Source organism: Amycolatopsis sp. NPDC004625, from assembly GCF_040609695.1.
Lineage (GTDB): Bacteria > Actinomycetota > Actinomycetes > Mycobacteriales > Pseudonocardiaceae > Amycolatopsis.
In genome coordinates, this window is sequence record NZ_JBEXKX010000001.1 from 118337 (window position 1) to 139236 (window position 20900).

The 20900-nt window shown below is 70.5% G+C and carries 20 protein-coding genes; 10 read left to right on the top strand and 10 right to left on the bottom strand.

The features are described 5' to 3' along the window. Positions 1-10 precede the first annotated feature (10 nt). Complete coding sequence (locus ABZW17_RS00560; RefSeq protein ID WP_354808186.1) at positions 11-1288, bottom strand: glycosyltransferase family 4 protein; 1278 nt, start codon at positions 1286-1288, stop codon at positions 11-13. A 104-nt stretch (positions 1289-1392) separates the two neighbouring features. Here ABZW17_RS00560 and ABZW17_RS00565 point away from each other — a divergent pair, with 104 nt between their 5' ends. Then, a complete protein-coding gene (locus ABZW17_RS00565; RefSeq protein WP_354808187.1) occupies positions 1393-3144 on the top strand; it encodes a sugar-binding domain-containing protein in 1752 nt (583 codons plus the stop codon). A gap of 58 nt (positions 3145-3202) precedes the next feature. On the opposite strand, the gene ABZW17_RS00570 is transcribed toward ABZW17_RS00565, so the two are convergent. Genes ABZW17_RS00570 through ABZW17_RS00580 form a run of 3 tightly spaced genes read right to left on the bottom strand, consistent with a single transcriptional unit; the run spans position 3203 to position 5977 of the window. Continuing rightward, a complete protein-coding gene (locus ABZW17_RS00570; protein WP_354808188.1) occupies positions 3203-3691 on the bottom strand; it encodes a glutathione peroxidase in 489 nt (162 codons plus the stop codon). Positions 3692-3701: 10 nt separating this feature from the next. Further along, positions 3702-5207, bottom strand: a complete 1506-nt coding sequence (locus tag ABZW17_RS00575; RefSeq protein WP_354808189.1) for a glycoside hydrolase family 57 protein — start codon at positions 5205-5207, stop codon at positions 3702-3704. Then, entirely contained in the window at positions 5204-5977 is a 774-nt protein-coding gene (locus ABZW17_RS00580; RefSeq protein WP_354808190.1) for a methyltransferase domain-containing protein, read from the bottom strand. Before ABZW17_RS00580 ends, ABZW17_RS00575 begins: the two co-directional genes overlap by 4 nt. 53 nt (positions 5978-6030) lie before the next feature. Here ABZW17_RS00580 and ABZW17_RS00585 point away from each other — a divergent pair, with 53 nt between their 5' ends. Continuing rightward, positions 6031-6456 carry a hypothetical protein gene (locus ABZW17_RS00585; RefSeq protein WP_354808191.1) on the top strand — a complete coding sequence of 142 codons (426 nt, stop codon included), beginning with the start codon at positions 6031-6033 and terminating at the stop codon, positions 6454-6456. Here the strand turns inward: ABZW17_RS00585 and ABZW17_RS00590 are convergent. Next, complete coding sequence (locus ABZW17_RS00590) at positions 6434-7279, bottom strand: DegV family protein (protein WP_354808192.1); 846 nt, start codon at positions 7277-7279, stop codon at positions 6434-6436. The genes ABZW17_RS00585 and ABZW17_RS00590 overlap by 23 nt on opposite strands. Before the next feature lie 243 nt (positions 7280-7522). Here ABZW17_RS00590 and ABZW17_RS00595 point away from each other — a divergent pair, with 243 nt between their 5' ends. The 4 genes from ABZW17_RS00595 to ABZW17_RS00610 all read left to right on the top strand — a co-directional run bounded on the left by ABZW17_RS00595 (position 7523) and on the right by ABZW17_RS00610 (position 11117). Beyond that, positions 7523-8308, top strand: coding sequence for an electron transfer flavoprotein subunit beta/FixA family protein (locus ABZW17_RS00595; RefSeq protein WP_354808193.1), 786 nt, complete (start codon positions 7523-7525; stop codon positions 8306-8308). A 28-nt stretch (positions 8309-8336) separates the two neighbouring features. Next, a complete protein-coding gene (locus tag ABZW17_RS00600) occupies positions 8337-9296 on the top strand; it encodes an electron transfer flavoprotein subunit alpha/FixB family protein (RefSeq protein WP_354808194.1) in 960 nt (319 codons plus the stop codon). A 157-nt stretch (positions 9297-9453) separates the two neighbouring features. Further along, positions 9454-10236, top strand: a complete 783-nt coding sequence (locus tag ABZW17_RS00605) for a GNAT family N-acyltransferase (RefSeq protein ID WP_354808195.1) — start codon at positions 9454-9456, stop codon at positions 10234-10236. Continuing rightward, positions 10233-11117: a lysophospholipid acyltransferase family protein gene (locus ABZW17_RS00610; RefSeq protein WP_354808196.1), complete on the top strand. Its 885-nt coding sequence runs from the start codon at positions 10233-10235 to the stop codon at positions 11115-11117. The genes ABZW17_RS00605 and ABZW17_RS00610 overlap by 4 nt, the downstream gene beginning before the upstream one ends. 197 nt (positions 11118-11314) lie before the next feature. On the opposite strand, the gene ABZW17_RS00615 is transcribed toward ABZW17_RS00610, so the two are convergent. Continuing rightward, positions 11315-12217 (bottom strand): NADP-dependent oxidoreductase, encoded by a 903-nt coding sequence (locus tag ABZW17_RS00615; protein WP_354808197.1) that lies wholly within the window; start codon positions 12215-12217, stop codon positions 11315-11317. A 151-nt stretch (positions 12218-12368) separates the two neighbouring features. Here ABZW17_RS00615 and ABZW17_RS00620 point away from each other — a divergent pair, with 151 nt between their 5' ends. The 4 genes from ABZW17_RS00620 (at position 12369) to mnmA (ending at position 17421) form a co-directional block, all read left to right on the top strand. Beyond that, entirely contained in the window at positions 12369-13652 is a 1284-nt protein-coding gene (locus tag ABZW17_RS00620; protein WP_354808198.1) for a LuxR C-terminal-related transcriptional regulator, read from the top strand. 44 nt (positions 13653-13696) lie between these two features. Next, complete coding sequence (locus ABZW17_RS00625) at positions 13697-15064, top strand: MFS transporter (protein ID WP_354808199.1); 1368 nt, start codon at positions 13697-13699, stop codon at positions 15062-15064. 64 nt (positions 15065-15128) lie between these two features. Continuing rightward, positions 15129-16325 carry a cysteine desulfurase family protein gene (locus ABZW17_RS00630; protein ID WP_354808200.1) on the top strand — a complete coding sequence of 399 codons (1197 nt, stop codon included), beginning with the start codon at positions 15129-15131 and terminating at the stop codon, positions 16323-16325. A gap of 4 nt (positions 16326-16329) precedes the next feature. Beyond that, positions 16330-17421 carry a tRNA 2-thiouridine(34) synthase MnmA gene (gene mnmA, locus ABZW17_RS00635; RefSeq protein WP_354808201.1) on the top strand — a complete coding sequence of 364 codons (1092 nt, stop codon included), beginning with the start codon at positions 16330-16332 and terminating at the stop codon, positions 17419-17421. 7 nt (positions 17422-17428) lie between these two features. On the opposite strand, the gene ABZW17_RS00640 is transcribed toward mnmA, so the two are convergent. The 4 genes from ABZW17_RS00640 to ABZW17_RS00655 form a co-directional block, all read right to left on the bottom strand. Further along, positions 17429-18703 carry a DUF222 domain-containing protein gene (locus ABZW17_RS00640; protein WP_354808202.1) on the bottom strand — a complete coding sequence of 425 codons (1275 nt, stop codon included), beginning with the start codon at positions 18701-18703 and terminating at the stop codon, positions 17429-17431. Between the two features lie 192 nt (positions 18704-18895). After that, positions 18896-19348, bottom strand: a complete 453-nt coding sequence (locus ABZW17_RS00645) for a GNAT family N-acetyltransferase (protein ID WP_354808203.1) — start codon at positions 19346-19348, stop codon at positions 18896-18898. 10 nt (positions 19349-19358) lie between these two features. Then, on the bottom strand, positions 19359-19760 hold the full coding sequence (locus ABZW17_RS00650; protein ID WP_354808204.1) for a GNAT family N-acetyltransferase: 402 nt from the start codon (positions 19758-19760) through the stop codon (positions 19359-19361). Between the two features lie 78 nt (positions 19761-19838). Continuing rightward, positions 19839-20882, bottom strand: a complete 1044-nt coding sequence (locus tag ABZW17_RS00655; RefSeq protein WP_354808205.1) for an MBL fold metallo-hydrolase — start codon at positions 20880-20882, stop codon at positions 19839-19841. Positions 20883-20900: the final 18 nt, after the last annotated feature.

Sequence of the window (20900 nt, forward strand, 5' to 3'; positions counted from 1 at the left end):
CGGCGGCTACCTACAGTTCCGGGATCCCGGCCGGCACCGGCTCGAAGGCGTTGCCGGTGGCGATCTTGGGCCGGGGTAACTCGACCGGCTCGCCCGGCTTCGCCCGCCGGTAGACCTCGGCGGTCGCTTCGGCGATGCGGCCCCAGTCGAAGTCCGCGGCCAGCCGCGACTGCGCGGCCCGCGCCCGCGCGGCGGCGGCGTCCGCGTCGGAGAGCACGGCTGTCACGGCGTTGGCCAGTTCCGCGACATCGCCGGGGCTGAACGCCAGCCCGGTCTCGCCGTGCACGACGACCTCGCCGAGCCCGCCGGCCGTCGACGCGACCAGCGGCGCCTTCGCGGCCGCGGCCTCCAGCGCGACGATGCCGAACGGCTCATACCGGCTGGGCAGCACCACGGCGTCGGCCGCGGCCAGCGCCGCGCGCAGGTCGCGGTCGGAGAGGTGCCCGACGAAGTCGACCGCGCGCCGCACCCGCAGCTTCCGCGACTGCTCGACCAGCTCGTCGAAGTGTCGTCCTTTTCCGGCCACGACCACGCGCGTGCCGGGGTGGCGTCGCCGGATGCGGGGGAGAGCGGCGAGCAGGTCCTGCACGCCCTTCTCCCACTCGAGCCGTCCGAAATAGAGCAACAGCGGCGCCCCGGCCGGGCTGTAGACCTCCCGGGCGCGCGCGATCTCGCCGGCCGGCACCTGCCAACCGCGCTCCTCGATGCCGTTGTGGATGACGGTGACGTCGGCCGCCTCGACCTCGAAGAGGTGCGCGACCTCGCGGCGCATGGCCTGCGAGCAGGTGATCAGCGCGTCGGCGCGGTTCGCCAGCCACCACTCGACCGAGTGGACCTGCTGGTTCAGCGGGTGCGAAAGCCAGCCGGAGTGCCGCCCCGCCTCGGTGGCGTGGATGGTGCCGACCAACGGCACCCGCGCGGCCTCGGCGATCGCGATGGCCGGGTGCGCGACGAGCCAGTCGTGCGCGTGGACGACCTGGGGCTGCCAGGTGCGCAGCAGGTCCTGGGCGGCGCGGATCATGGCGTGCCCCATGGCCAGCGTCCAGGCGACGAGGTCGCGTTCGAAGGTCACGTGCATCGGGTCCTCGGCGACCCGGACGACCCGCACGCCCTCGACGACGCGGTCGGTGCGCGGGTGCGTCCCGGCGTCGGTGCCGGCGGCGTGCCGGCAGAGCACCACGACGTCGTGGCCCTGGCGGGCGAGGTGCGTGGCGAGCGCGTGGACGTGCCGGGCCAGGCCCCCGATGGCCACGGGCGGGTACTCCCAGGACAGCATCAGCACACGCATGCGCAGAGGTTACTCGCGAGTCGGAAAGCCCCGGCGGGCCCGTGGTGGCGGACCGTCCACATGTGACGTCGATCACTGATGCCGGTCTGTCACCATGGGCCGGGATGACTTCCCACTGGCGCCGGCTCGACCCGCCCCTGTCCACACCGTGGAGCGGCGAGGTCGCCCCGGACAACGCGCTGCCCGAATACCCGCGGCCCCAGCTGACCCGCCCGCGCTGGCTGAACCTCAACGGCGTCTGGGAGTACGCGGGCTGGCCTTCGTCACCGGACGAGCCACGCCCGTCGGGCTACGCCGAGCGGATCCTGGTCCCGTTCCCACCGGAGTCGGCGTTGTCGGGAATCGGCCGGCGCGACGAGGTCCTCTGGTACCGGCGCCTGTTCGAGGTCCCGGACGACTGGCGCGGCTCGCGCGTGCTGCTGCACTTCGGCGCGGTCGACCAGACGGCGAAGGTCTGGGTGAACAACCAGCTCGTCGCCACGCACGAAGGCGGCTACACGGCGTTCAGCGCGGACGTCACCGACGTCCTGCGCGCGGAGGGGCCGCAGGAGCTGACGGTGCGGGCCGAGGACCGCACCGACATCGAGCCGTTCCCGGTGGGCAAGCAGCGCAACACGCCCGGCGGGATCTGGTACACGGCGTCGTCGGGGATCTGGCAGACGGTGTGGCTGGAGCCGGTCCCGGAGACCCGCATCGAACGCCTGACCCTCACGCCGGACCTGACCGGAGTGACGGTGTTCCCGCAGGTCACCGGCGGTGTCGAAGTCGTGGTCGTCGTTTCGACGAAAGACGGCGAGGTGGCCCGCGCGTCAGCCGCGGCCGGCGATCCGGTGCGCGTGGACGTTCCGTCGCCACGCCTCTGGACGCCCTCGGACCCGCACCTGTACAAGCTGCGCGTCGAGCTCCGTGACGGGCGTGGCGCGGTTTCGGACGACGTCGGCAGCTACGCGGGCCTGCGGACGATCGGCCTGCTCCCGGACTCGAACGGCCGTCCGCGGATCGCGCTCAACGGCCGCGTGACGTTCCTGCACGGCCCGCTCGACCAGGGCTACTGGCCGGACGGCATCTCGACCGCGCCGACGGACGACGCCCTGCGTTCCGACCTCGAAAGGACGAAGGAGTTCGGCTTCAACTTCGTCCGCAAGCACGTCAAGGTGGAGCCGGCCCGCTGGTACTTCTGGGCGGACACGCTGGGCTTGGTCGTCTGGCAGGACATGCCGTCCCTGACGGCGTCGTTCGACGGCCCGCCGGGGGTGGCCCCGGACCCGGTCCCGCGGGCCCGCGAGCGGTTCGAGGCGGAGCTGGCCGAGATGGTGACGCAGCTGCAGGGGGTCCCGTCGATCGTGGGCTGGGTCCCGTTCAACGAGGGCTGGGGCGAGTTCGACACGGCCCGTGTCGCGGAACTGGTCAAAACCCTGGACCCGACGCGCCTGGTGATCGCGAACAGCGGCGTGAACTGCTGTTTTTCCCGCCCGGACACCGGCGCCGGTGACGTCTACGACGACCACACGTACGTAGGCCCGGGAACACCGTCGCCGACGGACGCCCGCGCGATCGTCGACGGCGAGTACGGCGGCCTCGGCTTGGTGCTGGACGACCACCGCTGGCCGGGCCCGCCGAACGCGTACGAAATGACGCCGAACCGCGAGCGCCTCACCGAGCGCTACGCGGAGGTGAGCGCGGCCCTGGCCCGGGTGGTGCGGGAGAGCGGCCTGTCCGCGGCGGTGTACACGCAGACGACGGACGTCGAGAACGAGGTCAACGGCCTGCTGACGTACGACCGCCGCGTGGTCAAGGCGGACCCGGCGGTGATCGCGAGGTGCGCGCAAGCGGTGATCGAGGCCGGCTCGTCTTGAGCGCATCCCGCGGGTAACGGGCCGCGCCGGGCGCAGAGCCCGGCGCGACACGCTCGTCTCAGGCCGGCAGCGCGGCCTCGATGGCCTTGACGACCTTCTCGTCCTCGGGCTCGGTCCGCGGCCGGAACCGGGCGAGGACCTCGCCGTCCGCGCCGATCAGGAACTTCTCGAAGTTCCACTGGACGTCACCGGTCTCACCGTCGGCGTCGGCCGTCTTGGTCAGTTCCGCGTACAAGGGGTGCCGGCCCTCGCCGTTGACGTCGATCTTCTCGAACAGCGGGAAGGTCACGCCGTAGGTCGTCGAGCAGAACGTCTGGATCTCCTCCGCGCTGCCCGGCTCCTGCCCGGCGAACTGGTTGCACGGAAAACCGACCACGGAGAAGCCCTGGCCGCCGAAGCGTTCCTGGAGCCGCTCGAGGCCGGAGTACTGCGGGGTCAGGCCGCATTTCGACGCGACGTTGACCACGAGCAGCGCCTGCCCGGCGAGTGAGCCCAGCGAACTGTTCTGCCCGTCGAGGGTCTTGACCGGAATTTCGTGGATCCCCATGAAGGTCCCTTCAGTCGTGCTTCAGCGCCCGGGCGTCGAGGTGCCCGAACGGTCCGTCGTCGGCGCGGTAGGTCGCGGCCAGCTCCGCGGCCCGCGCGCGGTCGCCGCGTCGCAGCAAATCGGCCAACGCGTCGAAGCGCTCGGTGTGGACCGCCGCGCGACGACGCGCGTAGTCCGCGGCCGAGTCCTTCGTGACCATGAACGCCCAGTCGCTCTCCAGCGCCAGCATCGCTTCGGCGACGGCCTGGTCGGCGACGGTGTCGCGGGCCGTGGTCGCCAAACCGGCAACGAGGTCGAGCAGCCGCTCCTGCAGGGCCGCGTTGGCGGCGACCATGTCCTTGACCTGCTCGCCGTCCCAGACGCGCCAGTCCTTGCCCGAACCCCACGACGACGACGGCAGCTCGATCGGCTCGCCGACGTGCCCGGCTTCCAGCGCGCCCTTCAGCGTCGTCACCCGCACGCCGGCCTCGGGCAGCGCGCGCAGCACACCTTCGAGCCACGCCGGTCCTTCGTGCCACCAGTGCCCGAACAGCTCCGTGTCGTACGCGGCGACCACGAGCGCCTCACGCCCGTGTCGCTGCTTCAGCGAGCGAAGGCGCATCACGACCGTCTCGACGAAGTCCTTGACGTGCGTCCCCAGGACGTCCGCGGCGAGCGCCGGGTCGTAGGGCGCCTTGTCCTGCGGCTCGACCGTCTTGCCGGTGACGCGCGCGGCCTTGAGCCCGACCTCGTGCTGCCAGGTGTGGAAGTCGCGGTAGGCGGCGTGACCGGGGTAGCCGGCCTTCGGCGACCAGACGCGGTAGGTGACTTCGAGGTCTCGTCCGAAAGCGACCACGTCGCTGTCGCCGACCGGGCGCGCCGCCCACGTCTCGCCGCGCAGCGACGGCCCGTCGACCATGAACCGCCGCACGCCCGCCGCCGCGTAGTCGTTTTCCATCCCAGGCGCGTAGCCGCACTCCGGCGCCCAGATTCCCTCGGGTCGTGTCCCGAGCCGCAACGCCGTGTCGGCGAGACCGGCGTTCAGCGCGAACTCCCGCACCCGCGGGTCCAGCAGCGGCTGGAACGGGTGGGCCAGCGGGCCGCCGAGCAGCTCGATCGTCGAGTTGTCGACCAACGAACGAAGGATCGGCGAGAACCCGTGCCGCCAGCGCGAACCGAGTTCTTCGGCCGCGCGGACCGCGGTCCGGTGTTCGGCCGCGGCGAGTTCGCGCAGCAGCGGGTCGCCGCCCCAGAGCGTCGACGCGTGCTGGGCGCGCAGCTGCCAGTGGCCGAGCCAGTCGTGGAACGCGCGGATGCTGTACGGATCGTCGAGCTGCGCGGCGAGCACCGGCGTCACCCCGAGCGTCAGGACGTCTCGGCGGCCTTCGTCGGCGAAGCGCTCCAGCAGCTCCACCATCGGCAGGTAAGAATGTGCCCACGCCTGGTACAGCCATTCCTCGCCGACCGGCCAGGTCCCGTGGTGCGGCAGCCACGGCAGGTGGCTGTGCACGACCAGGCAGAAAGTGCCTTCGCTCATCGGCGCACCGCCACGGCGATCAGGTCGAGGCTCGCGTCGAGGGCGTCGCCGTGGATGTCGAAGCCCGTGGCCTCGATCGCGGCGACGTCGGCGAGCAGCGCCTCCGGCCACACCGCCTGTCCCGGCAGCTTGCCCATGACCACGTCGAGCTGGGCGTCGATGATCGAACCGCCGTACCGCTCGTCGAGCGCGCGCACGGCCTCGCCGTGGTGCAGCCCGTGTAGTGATTCGACGGCGAAACCGGCGTCGGCGAGCAGTCCGTGGAGCTCGGCCGGCGCCAGCTCACGCGTGTGGAACGGGTTCAGCGGCGTGTCGCTGTCCGGGGTGAACGTGAGCCGGTTCGGGGTCGTGACCAGCAGTTTGCCGCCCGGCGACAACACCCGCAGGCACTCGGCGAGGAACCCGGCCTGGTCCCACAGGTGCTCGATGACCTGGAAATTGGCCACGACGTCGACAACAGCGTCCCGCACCGGCAGGAACGCCAGGTTCGCCCGCGCGACGCCGACCTCGGGGTAGCGGCGGGCGACGTGCTCGGTGGTCGGCACGTCGTAGTCGAGCGCGAGCACCCGGCGGGCCGTGGTGGCGATGAGCCCGGCACCGTAGCCCTCGCCGCAACCGGCTTCGAGCACCGTCGCGTCCGCGCAGTGGGGGAGCAGGGCGGCGTACGCGGCTTCGTGGCGGCGGAACCAGTAGTTCTCCGCGGCGATGCCGGGGACGGTCCGCTCGCCGGTCAGGTGCAGCGCCTCGGCCCGGGTGGCTGGGGTGGTCACCTCCGCGACCCTAGCGGGTGTCACGTCCGGCCCCGCCGTCTCGTTCCGTCGTCATGCAACAGACCGTCACCCGCGTTCTGCTCGTCTTCTTCGGCCTCGTCGAGGCCGTGGCCGGAACTTGGCCACTGATCTCGCCGACCGGCTTCTACCAGGACTTTCCCGGCTTCCGCACGGGCTGGGTCGCGATGGACGGCCCCTTCAACGAGCACCTCCTGCGCGACTTCGGCGGCCTCAACCTGACCCTCGCCGCGCTCCTGGTCGGCGCCGCCGTGATCGGCACCACAGCCGTGGCGCGGCTCGCCGGCGTGGCCGGGCTGCTGTTCGGCCTGCCGCACTTCCTCTACCACCTCGGCCACGTCGCGCACTTCGACCGGATCGACCAGGTGCTGATCATCGCGACGACCGGCCTGGGCGTCGTGGTCCCGCTCGCGGTGCTGGCGATCCCGGGCCGCTGGGTCAGCCCACCGGCGACACCGTGATCCCGAGCGCACCGGGCCCGAGGTGCGCGCCGATGACCGTGCTCGCCTCGACGACCATGCTTTCGACCATCGCCGGAACGCGACGCTCGATCTGCCGGCCGATCTCCAGCTCGTGGTCGCTGGCGCCGAACCGGGTCACGGCGATGTCGGCGCGGAACCCGCCGGACTTCTTCACCGCGAGGTCGACCATCTTCGCCAGCGCGCGCCGCGTGCCGGGGATCCGGGCCAGCGGCGCGACCTCGCCGTCCTTGACCGTCAGCAGCGGCTTGATCGAGAACGCGCTGCCGAGCATGGCCTGCGCGGCGCCGATCCGCCCGCCGCGGCGCAGGTACTCGAGCGTGTCGACGTAGATGAACTCGGTGCTCGTGGTGCACCGGCGCTCGGCGGCTTCGATGACCCGGGTGGCGTCCGCGCCGGCCGCCGCGGCCCGGGCGGCGGACACGACGGCGAAGCCGAGGCTCATGCCGGTGGTCCGGCTGTCGAGGACGTGCACCGGGATGCGGACCTGCTGGGCGGCCTCCCGCGCCGCGCGGACGGTGTCGGACATGCGGCCGGAGATGTGGATGCTGACGATGGCGGTCGCGCCCGAGGCCGCCGCTTCCTGGTAGGTCCAGAAGAACGCCCCCGGATCCGGGGGCGCGGTCGTGATCACGTGCCCGGCTCTCATCGCGTCGATCACTTCGCCGCGGTCGAAGCGGTTTTCGTCGTCGTACTGGTTTCCCAGGCTCATCTGGATCTGGACGACCCCGATGGCCCAGCGAGCGGCGACCAGGTCGGGCAGGCAGGAACTCGAGTCGGTGATGACGGCGATGCGCGCGGGCATGCTGGGGAAGATTAGTGCCTGGCACCCACCGCTAGTAGGCCGTGGTTGGTCCGATCGGACGAACGGCGGTTCGGGTGGGGTAGCCGGTCAACTACCGGGACAATCGTCCCAATAGATTGCGCATCCAGGTGAATGGCGTCACCTCGACGGGCTCTGGCGGCGGAATGGCCCTAATCTACCGGCCAGTAGAGCACTGTCCCGTGGTCGACCGCGGGCCACGAACCGGGAGGTCGAAGCAGACCCATGACCAACATCGTCGTCCTGGTCAAGCAGGTACCGGACACCTACTCGGAGCGGAAGCTCAACGGGTCCGACCACACCCTTGACCGCGAATCCGCCGACGCCGTGCTCGACGAGATCAACGAGAAGGCCGTCGAAGAAGCGCTGAAGATCAAGGAAGCCGGCGAGGGCGAGGTCACCGTGATCTCGGTGGGCCCGGACCGCGCGACCGACGCCATCCGCAAGGCCCTGTCCATGGGCGCCGACAAGGCCATCCACGTCTCCGACGAGGCGCTGCACGGCTCCGACGCGATCGCGACCGCGAAGGTCCTCGCCGCCGCCATCGGCAAGGTCGAGGGCTTCGACCTGGTCATCGCCGGCAACGAGTCGTCCGACGGCCGCGGTGGCGCCATCCCGGCCATCCTCGCCGAGCTGCTGGGCCTGCCGCAGGTCACCTACGTGCGTGAGCTGACCGTCGACGGTTCGACGATCAAGGCCACCCGCGAGACCGAGGACGGCCTGACCCACCTCGAGGCGAGCCTGCCCGCGATCGTGAGCGTCGGCGAGAAGATCAACGAGCCGCGCTACCCGTCCTTCAAGGGCATCATGGCCGCGAAGAAGAAGCCGGTCGAAAAGTTCACCATCGCCGACCTGGGCGTCGACGCGGGCGAGGTCGGCCTCGGCAACGCGTGGTCCGCCGTGACCGAATCCTCGCCGAAGCCGCCGCGCACCGCCGGCGAAAAGGTCGAGGACGAGGGCGACGGCGGCACCAAGGTCGCCGAGTACCTGGTCGGCCAGAAGCTCATCTGACAACGGCTCTTCGAGGAGGAACAAGAACATGGCTGAAGTACTCGTCCTCGTCGACCACGTCGACGGTGAGGTCAAGAAGGTCACGCTCGAGCTGCTGACCGCCGCCCGCGCGCTCGGTGAGCCGTCGGCCGTCGTCGTCGGCCCGACCGGGACCGCCGCCAAGGCGAAGCAGGCGCTGGCGTCGCACGGCGCCGCCAAGGTGTATGTCGCGGAAGGCGACGACGCCGCGAACTACCTGGTCACGCCCAAGGTGGACGTGCTCGCCGCGCTCGCGCAGCAGGCGTCCCCGGCCGCCGTGCTCGTCACCGCCAGCGGTGAGGGCAAGGAGGTCGCCGCCCGCCTGGCCGTGCGCCTGGGCTCCGGCCTGATCTACGACGCCGTGGGCGTCAACGGCGACGGCGTCATCGACCAGTCCATCTTCGGTGGCGCGTTCTCGGTCAAGTCCAAGTCCGCGAAGGGCGCGCCGGTCGTCTCCATCCGCCCGGGCGCGGTCGAGGCGGAGCCGGCCGAGGGCGCGGCGGCCGAGGAGACCGTCGAGCTCCCCGCCTTCGACGCGGCGAAGGCGACCAAGATCACCGGCGTCGAGCCGGTGACGGGCGGTGACCGTCCCGAGCTGACCGAGGCCTCGATCGTGGTCTCCGGTGGCCGCGGTGTCGGCTCGGCGGAGAAGTTCGACGTCGTCGAGAAGCTGGCCGACTCCCTCGGCGCGGCTGTCGGCGCGTCGCGTGCGGCGGTCGACTCCGGCTACTACCCGGCGCAGTTCCAGGTGGGCCAGACCGGCAAGACCGTGTCCCCGCAGCTGTACATCGCGCTCGGCATCTCCGGCGCGATTCAGCACCGCGCCGGCATGCAGACGTCGAAGACGATCATCGCCGTCAACAAGGACGCCGAGGCGCCGATCTTCGAGATCGCCGACTTCGGCATCGTCGGCGACCTGTTCAACGTCGCGCCGCAGCTGACCGAGGCGGTCGAGAAGCGCAAGGGCTGAGCCCTCGTCCGAAGGGCCTTCCGGGAGCTCCCGGAAGGCCCTTCGCGCGTTTCCGGGACCTGAGAAGAGCCTGAGAACCCGCCATTAACTGAACGTGCACTAATCGGTCATCGGATCGCACTCTCCGCGGCTTCCAACGCGCAGGTACACCTTGACCATGACGACGTCACAGCTCCTCGTCAGCACTGATCAGGCGGGTGCTGCGCTCCCCGCCGACGCCCCCCGGTACTCGCTTCTCGTCGCGCACGCGAACGACGAAGTGGTCGCCGCGCAGAAACTGCGGCACCGGGTTTTCGCCGAGGAAATGGGGGCGCGCCTCCACTCCCTGCGGCCCGGTCTCGACGTCGACGAGTTCGACGAGTTCTGCGACCACCTCGTGGTCCGCGACGACAACACGGGCGAGATCGTCGGCTGCTACCGCATGCTGCCGCCGGAACGCGCCGTCCAGGCCGGGAAGCTGTACGCAGACAGCGAATTCGACCTGAGCGCCCTCGACAACCTGCGGCCGTCGCTGGTCGAGACGGGCCGGTCGTGCGTCCACCCGGACCACCGCAGCGGCGCCGTCGTCAGCCTGGTCTGGGCCGGGATCGCCCGCTACATGCTGCTTTCCGGCCACCGTTACCTCGCCGGCTGCGCCTCGGTCCCGCTGGTCGAGGGCGGCTCCTTCGCCGCCGGCGTGGGGGACGTCCTGCGCGCCAAGCACTACTCCGACGAGGCCACGCGCGTCACGCCGCTGATCCCGTGGGACGCCTCGGGCATCGAGCGCCCGGCTCGGTCCACGCTGCCGCCGCTGATCAAAGGCTACGTCCGGCTCGGCGCCAAGGTCTGCGGGCCGCCCGCGCTCGACGCCGACTTCGGCGTCGCGGACTTCTTCGTCCTGCTGGACCTGCACAACGTCGACGAGCGCTACCTGAAGTTCTTCCTCGGGGTCCAGGCATGAGCCACGCCTGGATGCCGGCGTCGCCGTGCGGCGACGGCTGCCTCACCGCCGACGACCCGGTGGTCGGCCTACCGCGCCGCGTCCTGCGCTTCGCGGCGGCCACCTCGGTCGTCCTCGCGGCCCTGCTGTCCGCGCCGCTGCTCCTGGTCGCCCCGGGCCGCGAACGCCTCCTGCAGCTGATCTTCCGGGGCGTGCTCCGGGCGTTCGGCGTCCGGCTGGACATCCGGGGCGGCGCCGACTTCCTGACCGCGCCGGCCGGCCGTGGCGCGCTGGTGGTCAACAACCACATTTCGTGGCTGGACATCGTCGCGATCAACGCGTTGCGCCCGATGCGCGCGCTGGCCAAGAAGGAGATCGCGGGCTGGCCGGTCCTCGGCGGCCTGGTCCGCCGCGGCGGCAGCATCTTCCTCGACCGCGAGCGCCTGACGACCCTGCCGGCCACGATGGCGTCGCTGGCCGACGCACTCCGGACGGGCTCGCTGGTGAGCGTGACCCCGGAGGGCACAACGTGGTGCGGTCTGGCCTCGGGCCACTTCACGACGGCGACGTTCCAGGCCGCCATCGACGGCGGCGTCCCGGTCCGCCCGATCGCGTTGCGCTACCGCCTCGCCGACGGCCGCGAGACCAGCCGTCCGGCGTTCATCGGCCCGGAGTCCCTGATCGCGTCCCTGCGCCGGGTCGCCGCCCTGCGCGGTCTGGTGCTCGAAATCCACATCTGCCCGGAAATCGCCCCGGGCCGCGCGGAGACCCGCCGCGAACTGGCCGCCCTCGCCGAGGCCGCGGTCCATTCCGCGCTGGGCACGGTGCAGATCCCGGCCCAGCGGAAGCGCCGCACGCCGAGCCGCCCGCCGGCACCGTTGGCTTCGCCTCCCGCGAAGTGATCCGGGCCCTGTCGCCGCGATCCGGCGGCAGGCCCGGATTGGGAGGTGGTCGTTCTTCGGACGAGCCCGCCGCCGAGATCCGGCGTCAGGCTCGAATCCGCTGCGCTCCCGCCGTCAGCCTTCCGGCCCGAGAGCGCTCGCCGTGAACAGGCCCGGCACCGGAATCCGGTGCCGGGCCCGTGCACGATGTCGCCGATTCAGCCGACGGCGAGCGTGAGCTTCCCGCCGGGGTGCCCACCCTCGCTCTCGGCCTGCGCGGCGGCCGCCTCGGCCAGCGGGTAGCTGGTGCCCTGCGCGATCCCGACGCCGCGGCCGGTCACCCAGCCGGCGATCCCGGTCAGCACCTCACGCGACTGCTCACCGCCGCTCGAGAACGGAATGCCCAGCTCGAAGGCCGCACTGTCGGCGATGGTGATGACCCGGTCCTTCGTGCCCCGCAACTCGACCGAACCGGGCAGCACACCGTGCCCGGCGGCATCGAACACGGCGTCCACCGGCCCGGACGCGGCCTCCCGGACCCGCTCCAGCCAGCCGTCGCCGTAAAGCACCGGAACGACGCCGAGCGACTTCAGGTCGTCGAGGTTTCGGCTGCCGGCGGTGCCGATGACGGTCACCCCCTGCGCCACGGCCACCTGCGCGGCGAACCGGCCGACCGTGCCGCTGGCGCCGTGGATCAGCAGCGTCTCGCCTTCGCGGACCTCGAGCAGCCCGAGGATGCGAAGCGCCGTCTCACCGGCGACCGGCAGGGCTGCCGCGTCCGCCCACGAGATGCTCGCGGGCTTCGGCGCGATGGTCTTCGCCAGCGCGTACTCGGCGTAGCCACCGGTCTCGGACCAGCCGAACACCTCGTCACCGACGGCGAAGTCCGCGCCCTCGCCGACGGCGTCGACCACCCCGGCGACCTCGAGACCGGGGGTGTGCGGGAAGGAGACCTGGAAGTTCTGCTGCATGAAGCCGGCGCGGATCTTCCAGTCGATCGGGTTGATCCCGGCGGCCCGGACGGCCAGCCGCACCTGCCCCGGGCCGGGCTCCGGCACCGGCACCTCGGACAGCTGCAGAACGTCCGGCCCGCCGTACGCGGAGAAGGTGATCGCTCGCATGGTGGTTTCTCGCTCCTTGGTCGGTGACCCTTCGAATGTCCTCCCCGGCAAGTCAACCCGCCCGGCGGAACCGGCGAACCGCCCGGACGAGCAGTGTTCACTAGCCGGACGAGCAGGTCGCCCGATCGTGGACGCGCCTACCTTGGACGGCATGGACGCTTCCTGGTCGGATCCGCGACACGTGCTGGACGTCGTCGAGCAGGTGCTGTCGGCACCCCGGCCCCAGCTGCTGAGCCGGTTCTCCGCCGAGCTGGGCAAACTGGTCCCGCACCGCGCGGTCGCGATGCAGACGGGCGACTGCCCTCGTAGCCCGCTGAAGGTCCTCGGCGACGAAGCGATCACCCAGGCCGTGACGAGCGTCGAGCTGCAGCGGCTGGCCGACCGCAGCGAGCCGGGCAAGGCCCTGGTGATCGACGGCGTACTCGGCGGCGTCGAACGCCGGCTCGTCCTCCTCGCCGCGACACCGGCCATCGGCCAGGGCGCGGTCCTCGCCGTGGTGCCGGAGGCCGCCGAGCCGCCGGCCGCGGAGCTGGAGCTGGCGGCCCGGTTGTGGCACATCGTCAGCACCGACGCGGGCCAGCGCGCAGCGGACCCGGGCCCGGACGTCCTGGCCGGCAGCCTCGCCGCCGCGTCAGCCCGCGCCCACGCGATCACCGACCTCGGCCAGACGCACGCGGCCACCCTGGTCACCATTTTGACGGTGCTCCGCTCGGGCCGCCTCTCCGACGTCGTCGCCCGCCGCACCGCGATCGACCTGGCCGCCGCCGCGCTGCTCGAGCTCAAGAGCGTCGTCGACCGCGACGAAGTCCTGTCCGCGGAGCAGGTGGACGCGGCATTCGAGGGCCTCAGAGCGCAGCTGGCCGACCTGGTGCGGCACACGGAAGTCGACGTCGACCTGCCCGCCCCCGTCGGCGACGCGTCCCTCCCGCAGGACATCGCCCACACGGCCCGCACGCTGACCCGCGGCCTCGTCCTCGGCGCCTTGGACCGTTCCACGACCACGCGCCTGCGGGCGTCCTGGCGCGTGGACGGCTCGCTGCTGCGGATCACCGTCCGCGACGACGCCCCGGACGTCGCGGACGCGGTCCCGCCCCGCCGCCTGACCGAGCGCCTCACCGCCCTCGGCGGCCACTGGGAGATCGACGCGGTACCGGGCTGGGGCACGACGGTCACGGCCGTCCTCCCACTCGGCGTGGCTGAGCCACCGGACCTGCGCCCGCTCGACCGGCTCAACCCGCGCGAACTCGAGGTGCTGTCGGGCATCTCGCAGGGCCTGCGCAACCGGCAGATCGCCGGGCAGCTGCAGCTCAGCGAGCACACGGTCAAGTTCCACGTCCGCAACATCCTCGACAAGCTGGACGTGACCTCCCGCGGCGAGGCGGCCGCGCTCGCCCGCGACCTGCCCCTGGAACCGGTGGCGCACCGGTCCGCCTGAACCACCTTGACCTCCAGCGTGCTGGAGGTTGCACGCTGCCGATCATGGCCTCGACGATCGATTCGACCCCCCGTCGCCGAAGCGTGCTCTGGAGCGTGGAACACCGGCTGACCACGGTCGCGCTGCTGCTCGTGGTGACCTTGGTCGCGTTCGAGAACATGGGCGTGGCGACGGCGATGCCGACTCTGGTCGCGGACCTCCACGGGCTGTCCCTTTATTCGTGGCCGTTCACGATCTTCCTGATTTCCAGCGTGGTCGCCACGGTGTTGTCCGGCCGAATCGGCGACCGCCGCGGCCCGGCGCCGGCCCTGCTCGCGGGACCCTTGCTGTTCGCCGCCGGCCTCGTGGTCGCGGGAACGGCAACGGGAATGCCGGCGTTCCTCCTCGGCCGCGCGCTGCAGGGCTTCGGCTCGGGACTGCTCCTGGTCTCGGTCTCCCTGCTGATCGCGTTGACGTTCACCGACCACGAGCGCCCGGTGATCTACGCCGCAAACGCGGCAGCCTGGGTCCTGCCGGCGGTCATCGGCCCTTCGGTGGCCGGGGTGGTGACGGTCGGCATCGGCTGGCGCTGGGTCTTCCTCGGCCTGGTCCCGCTGGTGGCCATCGGCGTCCTCATGCTGGCAGTGGTCGTCCGACGCCTACCGGCCCACGCACCGGCACCAGACGGCCGACGGGCAAGTGTGCCCCAAGCGATCATCGCCGCCCTCGGCGTCGCAGCGCTGACGTGGGCGGCCCAGCACCAGTCGTTCGTCGCGCTGGGCTACGGCACCGTCGGCCTCATCGCGCTGGGCTACGCCCTCCGCACACTGCTCCCGGTCGGAACGCTGACGTCTCGCCCCGGCCTCCCGACGATCGTCGCCTCCCGCGCCCTGATCGCCGGCGCGTACGCGGGCATGGAGGCGTACCTGCCCCTGACGATGAGCGCAGTCCACGGCTACAGCCCGGCCCTCGCCGGCCTCCCGCTGACGATCACGGCCTTGGGCTGGTCCGCAGCATCGGCGGCGCAGGGCCGGTACCTCAACTGGTCGAGGGAGGCATCCCTGCGCACGGGATTCTGGCTGGTCGCGGCCGGGCTCGTCGGCTTCGGCCTGGTTTCGCAACCGTGGTTCCCCGCCTGGGTGGCGTTCGTGGCCTGCGCAGTCGGCGGTGCGGGCATGGGAATCGCAATGCCGGCCATCTCGGTCCTCCTGCTCCGCTACTCACCCGAAGGCGAGCGCGGGTTCAATACGTCGGCGATGCAGCTCGCGGACTGGGTCGGCTCGGCGCTGCTCATCGGCCTGGGCGGCGTCCTGCTCGGCCTGGTCGGCTCGGTGCTCGACCCGTCCCCGGCAATGGCCCTGCTCACAGTGGCCTTGGTGGCGCTCGCGCTGATGGGTGTCCGCTTGACCGGGCGGTGGCCGTCGAAGGTGTGACAGGCCACTTCGAGAGCCAGGGTGGGCTTCGTCACGCGCTGGAGCGGACTACCCTGAAGGGGCGATGACCTATCTCGACCACGCGGCGACCACTCCGATGTTGCCCGAAGCCATAGCGGCGATGACCGAGGCGCTGTCCACCGTGGGCAACGCCTCGGCGCTGCATTCTTCGGGCCGCCGAGCCCGGCGCATGGTCGAGGAAGCCCGCGAAACCATCGCGGAGGCGCTGGGCGCCCGCCCCTCCGAGGTGATCTTCACCGGCGGCGGCACCGAGAGCGACAACCTCGCGATCAAGGGCATCTACTGGGCCCGCCGCGACGAGCACGAGCAGCGTCGCCGAATCCTGTGCGGCGCCGCGGAGCACCACGCCGTCCTGGACACCGTCGAATGGCTCGAAGCCCACAGCGGCGCCGAGGTCGTCCTCCTGGACGTGGACAGCCAAGGACGAGTGTCGCCCGAGGTCCTCCGCGCAGCCATCGCTGCGGACCCCGAATCGGTGGCGCTGGCCACGGTGATGTGGGCGAACAACGAGGTCGGCACGATCAACCCGATCGCCGAGCTCGCAGCAGTCTGCACCGAATACGGCATCCCATTCCACACGGACGCGGTCCAAGCCGTCGGCGCGGTCCCGGTCGACTTCGCAGCCAGCGGCGCCGCTGCTCTCACCCTGACCGGACACAAACTCGGCGGCCCCTTCGGAGTCGGAGCACTTCTCCTCGGCCGCGACACACCATGCGTGCCCCTCCTGCACGGCGGTGGCCAGGAACGCAGCGTCCGTTCCGGCACCCTGGACGTCCCGGCGATCGTCGGCTTCGCGACTGCAGTCCGAATCAGCGTCGCGACCCGAGCCGAGTACGCGAAGCGTGTCGAGGAACTCCGGGACGGGCTCGTCGAGGTCATTCGTCGCGAGGTACCCGACGTCCTCCTCAACGGTGGCGACGGCGAGAGGCTGCCCAGCCACGCCCACTTCACCTTCCCGGGGTGCGCCGGTGACAGTCTCCTGATGTTGCTCGATGCCAAGGGCATCGAATGTTCGACGGGCTCCGCGTGCACGGCCGGCGTCGCCCAGCCCAGCCACGTCCTGCTCGCCATGGGAGCCGATCCGGCGGCAGCCCGCGGTTCGCTCCGTTTCTCCCTTGGCCACACATCCACTGCCGGGGACGTCGAGGCGGTCGCCGCGGAGATCGGCGGCGTCGTCATGCGCGCCCGGCAGGCCGGCCTCGCCGGTATGCGCAAGCAGACCCAGAAGCAAGAGGTGTAAGGCAATGCGGGTTTTGGCCGCGATGAGCGGAGGAGTGGATTCGGCGGTCGCCGCGGCGCGCGCGGTCGAGGCCGGGCACGACGTCGTCGGCGTGCACCTGGCCCTGTCGGCCAAACCGGGAACGTTGCGGACCGGCTCGCGCGGTTGCTGCACGATCGAAGACTCCCACGACGCCCGACGGGCCGCGGACATCCTCGGGATTCCCTTCTACATCTGGGATTTTGCCGAGCGCTTCACCGAAGAGGTCGTTGAGACCTTCGTCGGCGAATACGCCGCCGGGCGTACCCCCAATCCGTGCGTCACCTGCAACGAGAAGATCAAGTTCGAAGCTCTGCTCGAGAAGGCGATGGCGCTCGGCTTCGACGCGGTCGCGACCGGCCACTATGCGCGGCTTTCCGTGGAAGACGGTGTGCCGGAGTTGCGCCGTAGCGCGGACAGCGGCAAGGACCAGTCGTACGTCCTCGCCTCGCTGACCGCGGAGCAGCTGAGCCACGCCATGTTCCCCCTCGGCGACTCCTGGAAGACGGACGTGCGGGCCGAAGCCGAGCGACGAGGTCTGTCCGTTGCCAACAAGCCGGACAGCCACGACATTTGCTTCATCCCGGACGGCGACACCAAGAAGTTCCTGGAGAACCGCCTGGGGCAGCGTCCCGGAGAGCTCGTGGACGCCGAGACAGGTGCGGTCCTCGGTCGGCACACGGGCGTGCACGGATTCACGGTCGGGCAGCGTAAGGGGCTCGGGATCGACGCCCCCGCGCCGGACGGTCGGCCCCGGTATGTCCTGTCGCTCGAACCGGTGTCCGGATCCGTCAAGGTCGGCTCCGTAGCCGAACTCGGCGTCAAGGTGATCGAGGCTGACCGGGCGATCTGGCCCAGTGGCCGGCCGTTGACCGAACCGACCGAGTGTGTGATCCAGGTGCGGGCCCACGGAGGCATCGTCGACGCGGTTGCCGACGTGGACGCCGGCACCATGACACTGCACTTGCGTGAGCCACTGCGGGGAGTAGCCCCCGGCCAGGTCGTCGTCCTCTATCGCCCCGATCCCCAAGGCGGGGACGTCGTCCTGGGCAGCGCCAAGATCTCCGGCACTCGCTGACGGTCACTCACTTCCCTGGCCGCTTCCAGAACCGGTGCGCACGCTGGCGAACTGGGTGCACCGATGGCGGCGTTGTCGAATGGACATTTCCGGCTGGAGTCTCGACGTTCACGGTGCCGTCCGAGGTGACCTCGAAGTTCCAGCCAGGCTGTTCCTTCAACCTTCGGTGCCGCGCGCAGTACGTAACCGGCTGGCTGGCATCGCCTTCGGTAGTGCCCTTCGTACGAGTCCTTTCGACGCCGCAATTCTGCGCGGGGCGAGTGCATCCGGGCTGACGGCACTCCTGGTCGCGGACGCGGATGAACTCGTCTTGCTGGACCGGGTAGCGGGTCGGGGACAGTTCGGTCGCGTGACCCGTTCGCGGGTCCGTGAGAACGCGTCGCAGTGTCGTGTCGGCTCCGCTGATGATGTGGCGCGCCACCGCGGCCGCGATAGGCCCACGGCCGGCCAACGTCGCCGGAGACTGGCCGAGACCGAGGTAGGTCGCCAGGTCGATGTGCAGGAAGACTTCGGTGCGCGCGCCCGGACCGCCGGTGCCGCTGAGCAGCAGATCGATGGCGACATCTGCTCGGAGCTGATCCAGCGTTCGCGGCTCGTCTGCGGTCTTCAAAGCTCGGGCTGCCTGGTCGATGCGGGCGTAGGCGGCGGTTGCCTTCTCAGCCGGGATGTTGTTGACCGACACATTGGTCACGCCGGTGTCCTGGTGATGCAGGGTTAACCGCCGCTCGACGAGCTTCCGTTCGGTCCGGAGCGCTGCACCCTCGGGATCGACTTTCGCTGCTGCGTAGGCCGCGGCCCGGCGCACCTGAGTCGCGTTCCGCCCCGCGACCCGGTCCTCGAGCGTCGCGTCGACGACCCGCACGTGATCTCCCGAAAGCCATGACGTCGCATCGGTGACCTTCATGGCGCGATAGAGGTCAAGCCGGCCGTCGTCCATGAGGCTGAGCATGCGGGGAAGCCGGGCGATCAGCGCCTTGGCCGCGGAAACTATGGCACTGGCGCGGTGTTCCGTGATGGACAAGGCCAACGCTACTTCAGACGACGCGCTCTGCGCCTGTCTCCGGCGCACACTCAGATCTGCGATCGCTCTCAGCTGAAGTGCCTGCAGCTTCGAGATTTCCGCTTCGGCGTCGCGAATCAGATCGACGACGTGGTCGTCTTCCATCTGCTGCAACGAGTTCGGGTCGGCGCGGAAGGTTCGCAGGCTCAACGGAAGTTCGTCGTCGGCGCCCTGAGTGGTCGTCGAAGGAACGAGTTGGCGGACTGGCTGTGAAGACGTCATAGCTCCGACCGTACGACGGCGGACGATGAAAGTCATCAAAAGGGCGCGAACGGTCCATTCGCGCCCTTTGCTTGACTTATCGCGATTGTTTCGGGATCCTCGCGTGCGAGGACGTCGGCGTTGTTCACTCGAAAGGATTATGTATCCGAAAAGGACAGTTGAAGACTTGTCGCCTTTCGTTGGCGTTGCAGCTCAGAACTTGAGCTTGAATCCCGTGTGGCTGGGGGTGAATCCGAGGCGCTCGTAGAATCGGTGCGCATCCGTTCTGGAGACGTCCGACGTGAGCTGCACGAGTGCGCACCCGCGCCGCCTCGACTCGTCGATCGCCCAGCGCACGAGGTCGGCGCCCAGTCCCGAGCCGCGATGGCCGGCGTGGATCCGCACGGCTTCGATCTGACCACGCAGCGCGCCGCGCCGAGCCAAACCGGGGATGATCGTCAGCTGCAAGGTGCCGACCGGCTCGTCGCCGGACGCGACTACCACCAAGAGCTGATTCGGATCGACGTCGATGTCGTCGAAGGCGTGCAGGTAAGGCTCGAGGTCGCTGGGGTCGTCCCGGGTGGCGCCGAGCTGGTCGTCCGCCAGCATCCGCACGATCGCGCCAACGTCGTCACGCTGTGCCCTGCGGATGGTGTAGTCGGTCACGGCGCCAGTATCACAGGACGCGGGTGAATCCTTGGTAGCTGTACTCGAATCCGAAGCGTGCGTAGAAATCCCGCAGGTCGCCGCGGTTGAGGCCGGAGTCGAGGTGGATGCGTGTGCATCCGCGTCGGCGAGCTTCGTCAATTCCCCAGGTCAGGAGTGCACTTGTCACTCCGCGCCGGGCGGCGCGGACGCCTTCGAGCAGGCCGCGAGGCGCGCCTTCCCAAGCGAGACCGCGCAGCATCGTCAGCTGTGCGGTGCCGGCAACGCCGTTGTCGTCCTCTGCGACGACCAGCGTGACGTTCGGGTCGTTCGAGAGCTCCCGTAGGGCGGCTGCCAGCGGTTCGCCCGGAGCGCCGAACAGGCGCACGAGCGCCTCGATGTCGGTGGGCCGAGCGCGTCTGATGACATCCATTTAATCCAGTATGCAGGAGGCTCGCCGGCGGACATAACTGCTACGACGTGGCTACCCGCCGTGCTGGGTGCATGCTCGTCAGGGCAGTGTGTAGCGCCGAACCCCGTCGACGACTTGGGCGTTCAGTTTGCTTTGAGAGACCAGGAGGTCGAGGTGCGCCGCTGTCTCGAGCACTGCGAGCATCCGATTGAACGAGTCCATTTCGGACAGTTTGCGGTTGCGGCGGGTCCAGCCGATCCGGTGTGCCGCTTCGTACGCGCTGGTCGCGCCGGCCGCAATTTGGACGCCGATCGTCTCGAGGCGCTGTCGATGGTGTTCCAGCAGTTCGTCGACGCGCGTGTGCACGCTTTCGGACACGGGGCCGTGCGCGGGAAGCATGCGGCGGTCCGGCATCGCGCGCACCAGGCGGAGCGAGTCGATGAAGTCGTTGAGCGGCAACTCGGCGGGGACGGGCTGGAACCCGATCGAGGGCGTGATGTGCGGCAGTACGTGGTCGCCGGAGAACAGCAGGTCGGCGGTGTCGTCGACGAAGACGACGTGCCCGGCGGTGTGTCCCGGAGTGGCGACGACGTCGAACTCGCGGCCGGGCAAGATCGGCCGCGGGCCCGGTGTCAGCCATTCGTCGGGAGCTTCCCAGAGGTCGGCTTCGGTATGCCGGCGGTCCGTGCCGAACTCCCGAGCCAGAGCTTCCACGACCTCGCCCGCTCCGGCCTGGAACAAGAGGTCGACCTGGGCCTCCATCGGCAGCCGGTCGGGGTTGTTCGATGCCTTGAGCGATGGCTCTTCGTCCTGGCCGAGGGCGATCTTCGAGCCGAAATCGCGACGCAGGACCACCGCCTGCGAGTAGTGGTCGCGATGCACGTGGGTGACCAGGAACTCGCTGACGTCGGCCAGTTCGGCGCCGATCCCGCCGAGAGCGGACGCGAGCTGTTGGCGGGCCACGGTCAGCGCCCAGCCCGAGTCGACCATGACCAGCTTCTCGCCGTCGGTGACCGCGTAGACGTTGACCGCGCGCAGCGCGTCGTTGGGCAGGGGCAATGGGATCCGGTAGACGCCGGTCGAGACCTCGTAGATTCCGGGCTCGGTCCAGTTCCTGTCGCTGCTTTCCGGCAACGGTTCCACGGTGACCTCCGTCCCGGC

Excerpts from the sequence above, each read along its gene's own strand:
- ABZW17_RS00610 (WP_354808196.1), top strand. The coding sequence starts at position 10,233 with ATGAGCCACGCCTGGATGCCGGCGTCGCCGTGCGGCGACGGCTGCCTC.
- ABZW17_RS00605 (WP_354808195.1), top strand. The coding sequence starts at position 9,454 with ATGACGACGTCACAGCTCCTCGTCAGCACTGATCAGGCGGGTGCTGCG.
- ABZW17_RS00590 (WP_354808192.1), bottom strand. The coding sequence starts at position 7,279 with ATGCCCGCGCGCATCGCCGTCATCACCGACTCGAGTTCCTGCCTGCCC.
- ABZW17_RS00625 (WP_354808199.1), top strand. The coding sequence starts at position 13,697 with ATGGCCTCGACGATCGATTCGACCCCCCGTCGCCGAAGCGTGCTCTGG.
- ABZW17_RS00595 (WP_354808193.1), top strand. The coding sequence starts at position 7,523 with ATGACCAACATCGTCGTCCTGGTCAAGCAGGTACCGGACACCTACTCG.
- ABZW17_RS00600 (WP_354808194.1), top strand. The coding sequence starts at position 8,337 with ATGGCTGAAGTACTCGTCCTCGTCGACCACGTCGACGGTGAGGTCAAG.
- ABZW17_RS00575 (WP_354808189.1), bottom strand. The coding sequence starts at position 5,207 with ATGAGCGAAGGCACTTTCTGCCTGGTCGTGCACAGCCACCTGCCGTGG.
- mnmA (WP_354808201.1), top strand. The coding sequence starts at position 16,330 with ATGCGGGTTTTGGCCGCGATGAGCGGAGGAGTGGATTCGGCGGTCGCC.
- ABZW17_RS00650 (WP_354808204.1), bottom strand. The coding sequence starts at position 19,760 with ATGGATGTCATCAGACGCGCTCGGCCCACCGACATCGAGGCGCTCGTG.
- ABZW17_RS00615 (WP_354808197.1), bottom strand. The coding sequence starts at position 12,217 with ATGCGAGCGATCACCTTCTCCGCGTACGGCGGGCCGGACGTTCTGCAG.
- ABZW17_RS00565 (WP_354808187.1), top strand. The coding sequence starts at position 1,393 with ATGACTTCCCACTGGCGCCGGCTCGACCCGCCCCTGTCCACACCGTGG.
- ABZW17_RS00570 (WP_354808188.1), bottom strand. The coding sequence starts at position 3,691 with ATGGGGATCCACGAAATTCCGGTCAAGACCCTCGACGGGCAGAACAGT.
- ABZW17_RS00585 (WP_354808191.1), top strand. The coding sequence starts at position 6,031 with ATGCAACAGACCGTCACCCGCGTTCTGCTCGTCTTCTTCGGCCTCGTC.
- ABZW17_RS00560 (WP_354808186.1), bottom strand. The coding sequence starts at position 1,288 with ATGCGTGTGCTGATGCTGTCCTGGGAGTACCCGCCCGTGGCCATCGGG.
- ABZW17_RS00640 (WP_354808202.1), bottom strand. The coding sequence starts at position 18,703 with ATGACGTCTTCACAGCCAGTCCGCCAACTCGTTCCTTCGACGACCACT.
- ABZW17_RS00620 (WP_354808198.1), top strand. The coding sequence starts at position 12,369 with ATGGACGCTTCCTGGTCGGATCCGCGACACGTGCTGGACGTCGTCGAG.
- ABZW17_RS00630 (WP_354808200.1), top strand. The coding sequence starts at position 15,129 with ATGACCTATCTCGACCACGCGGCGACCACTCCGATGTTGCCCGAAGCC.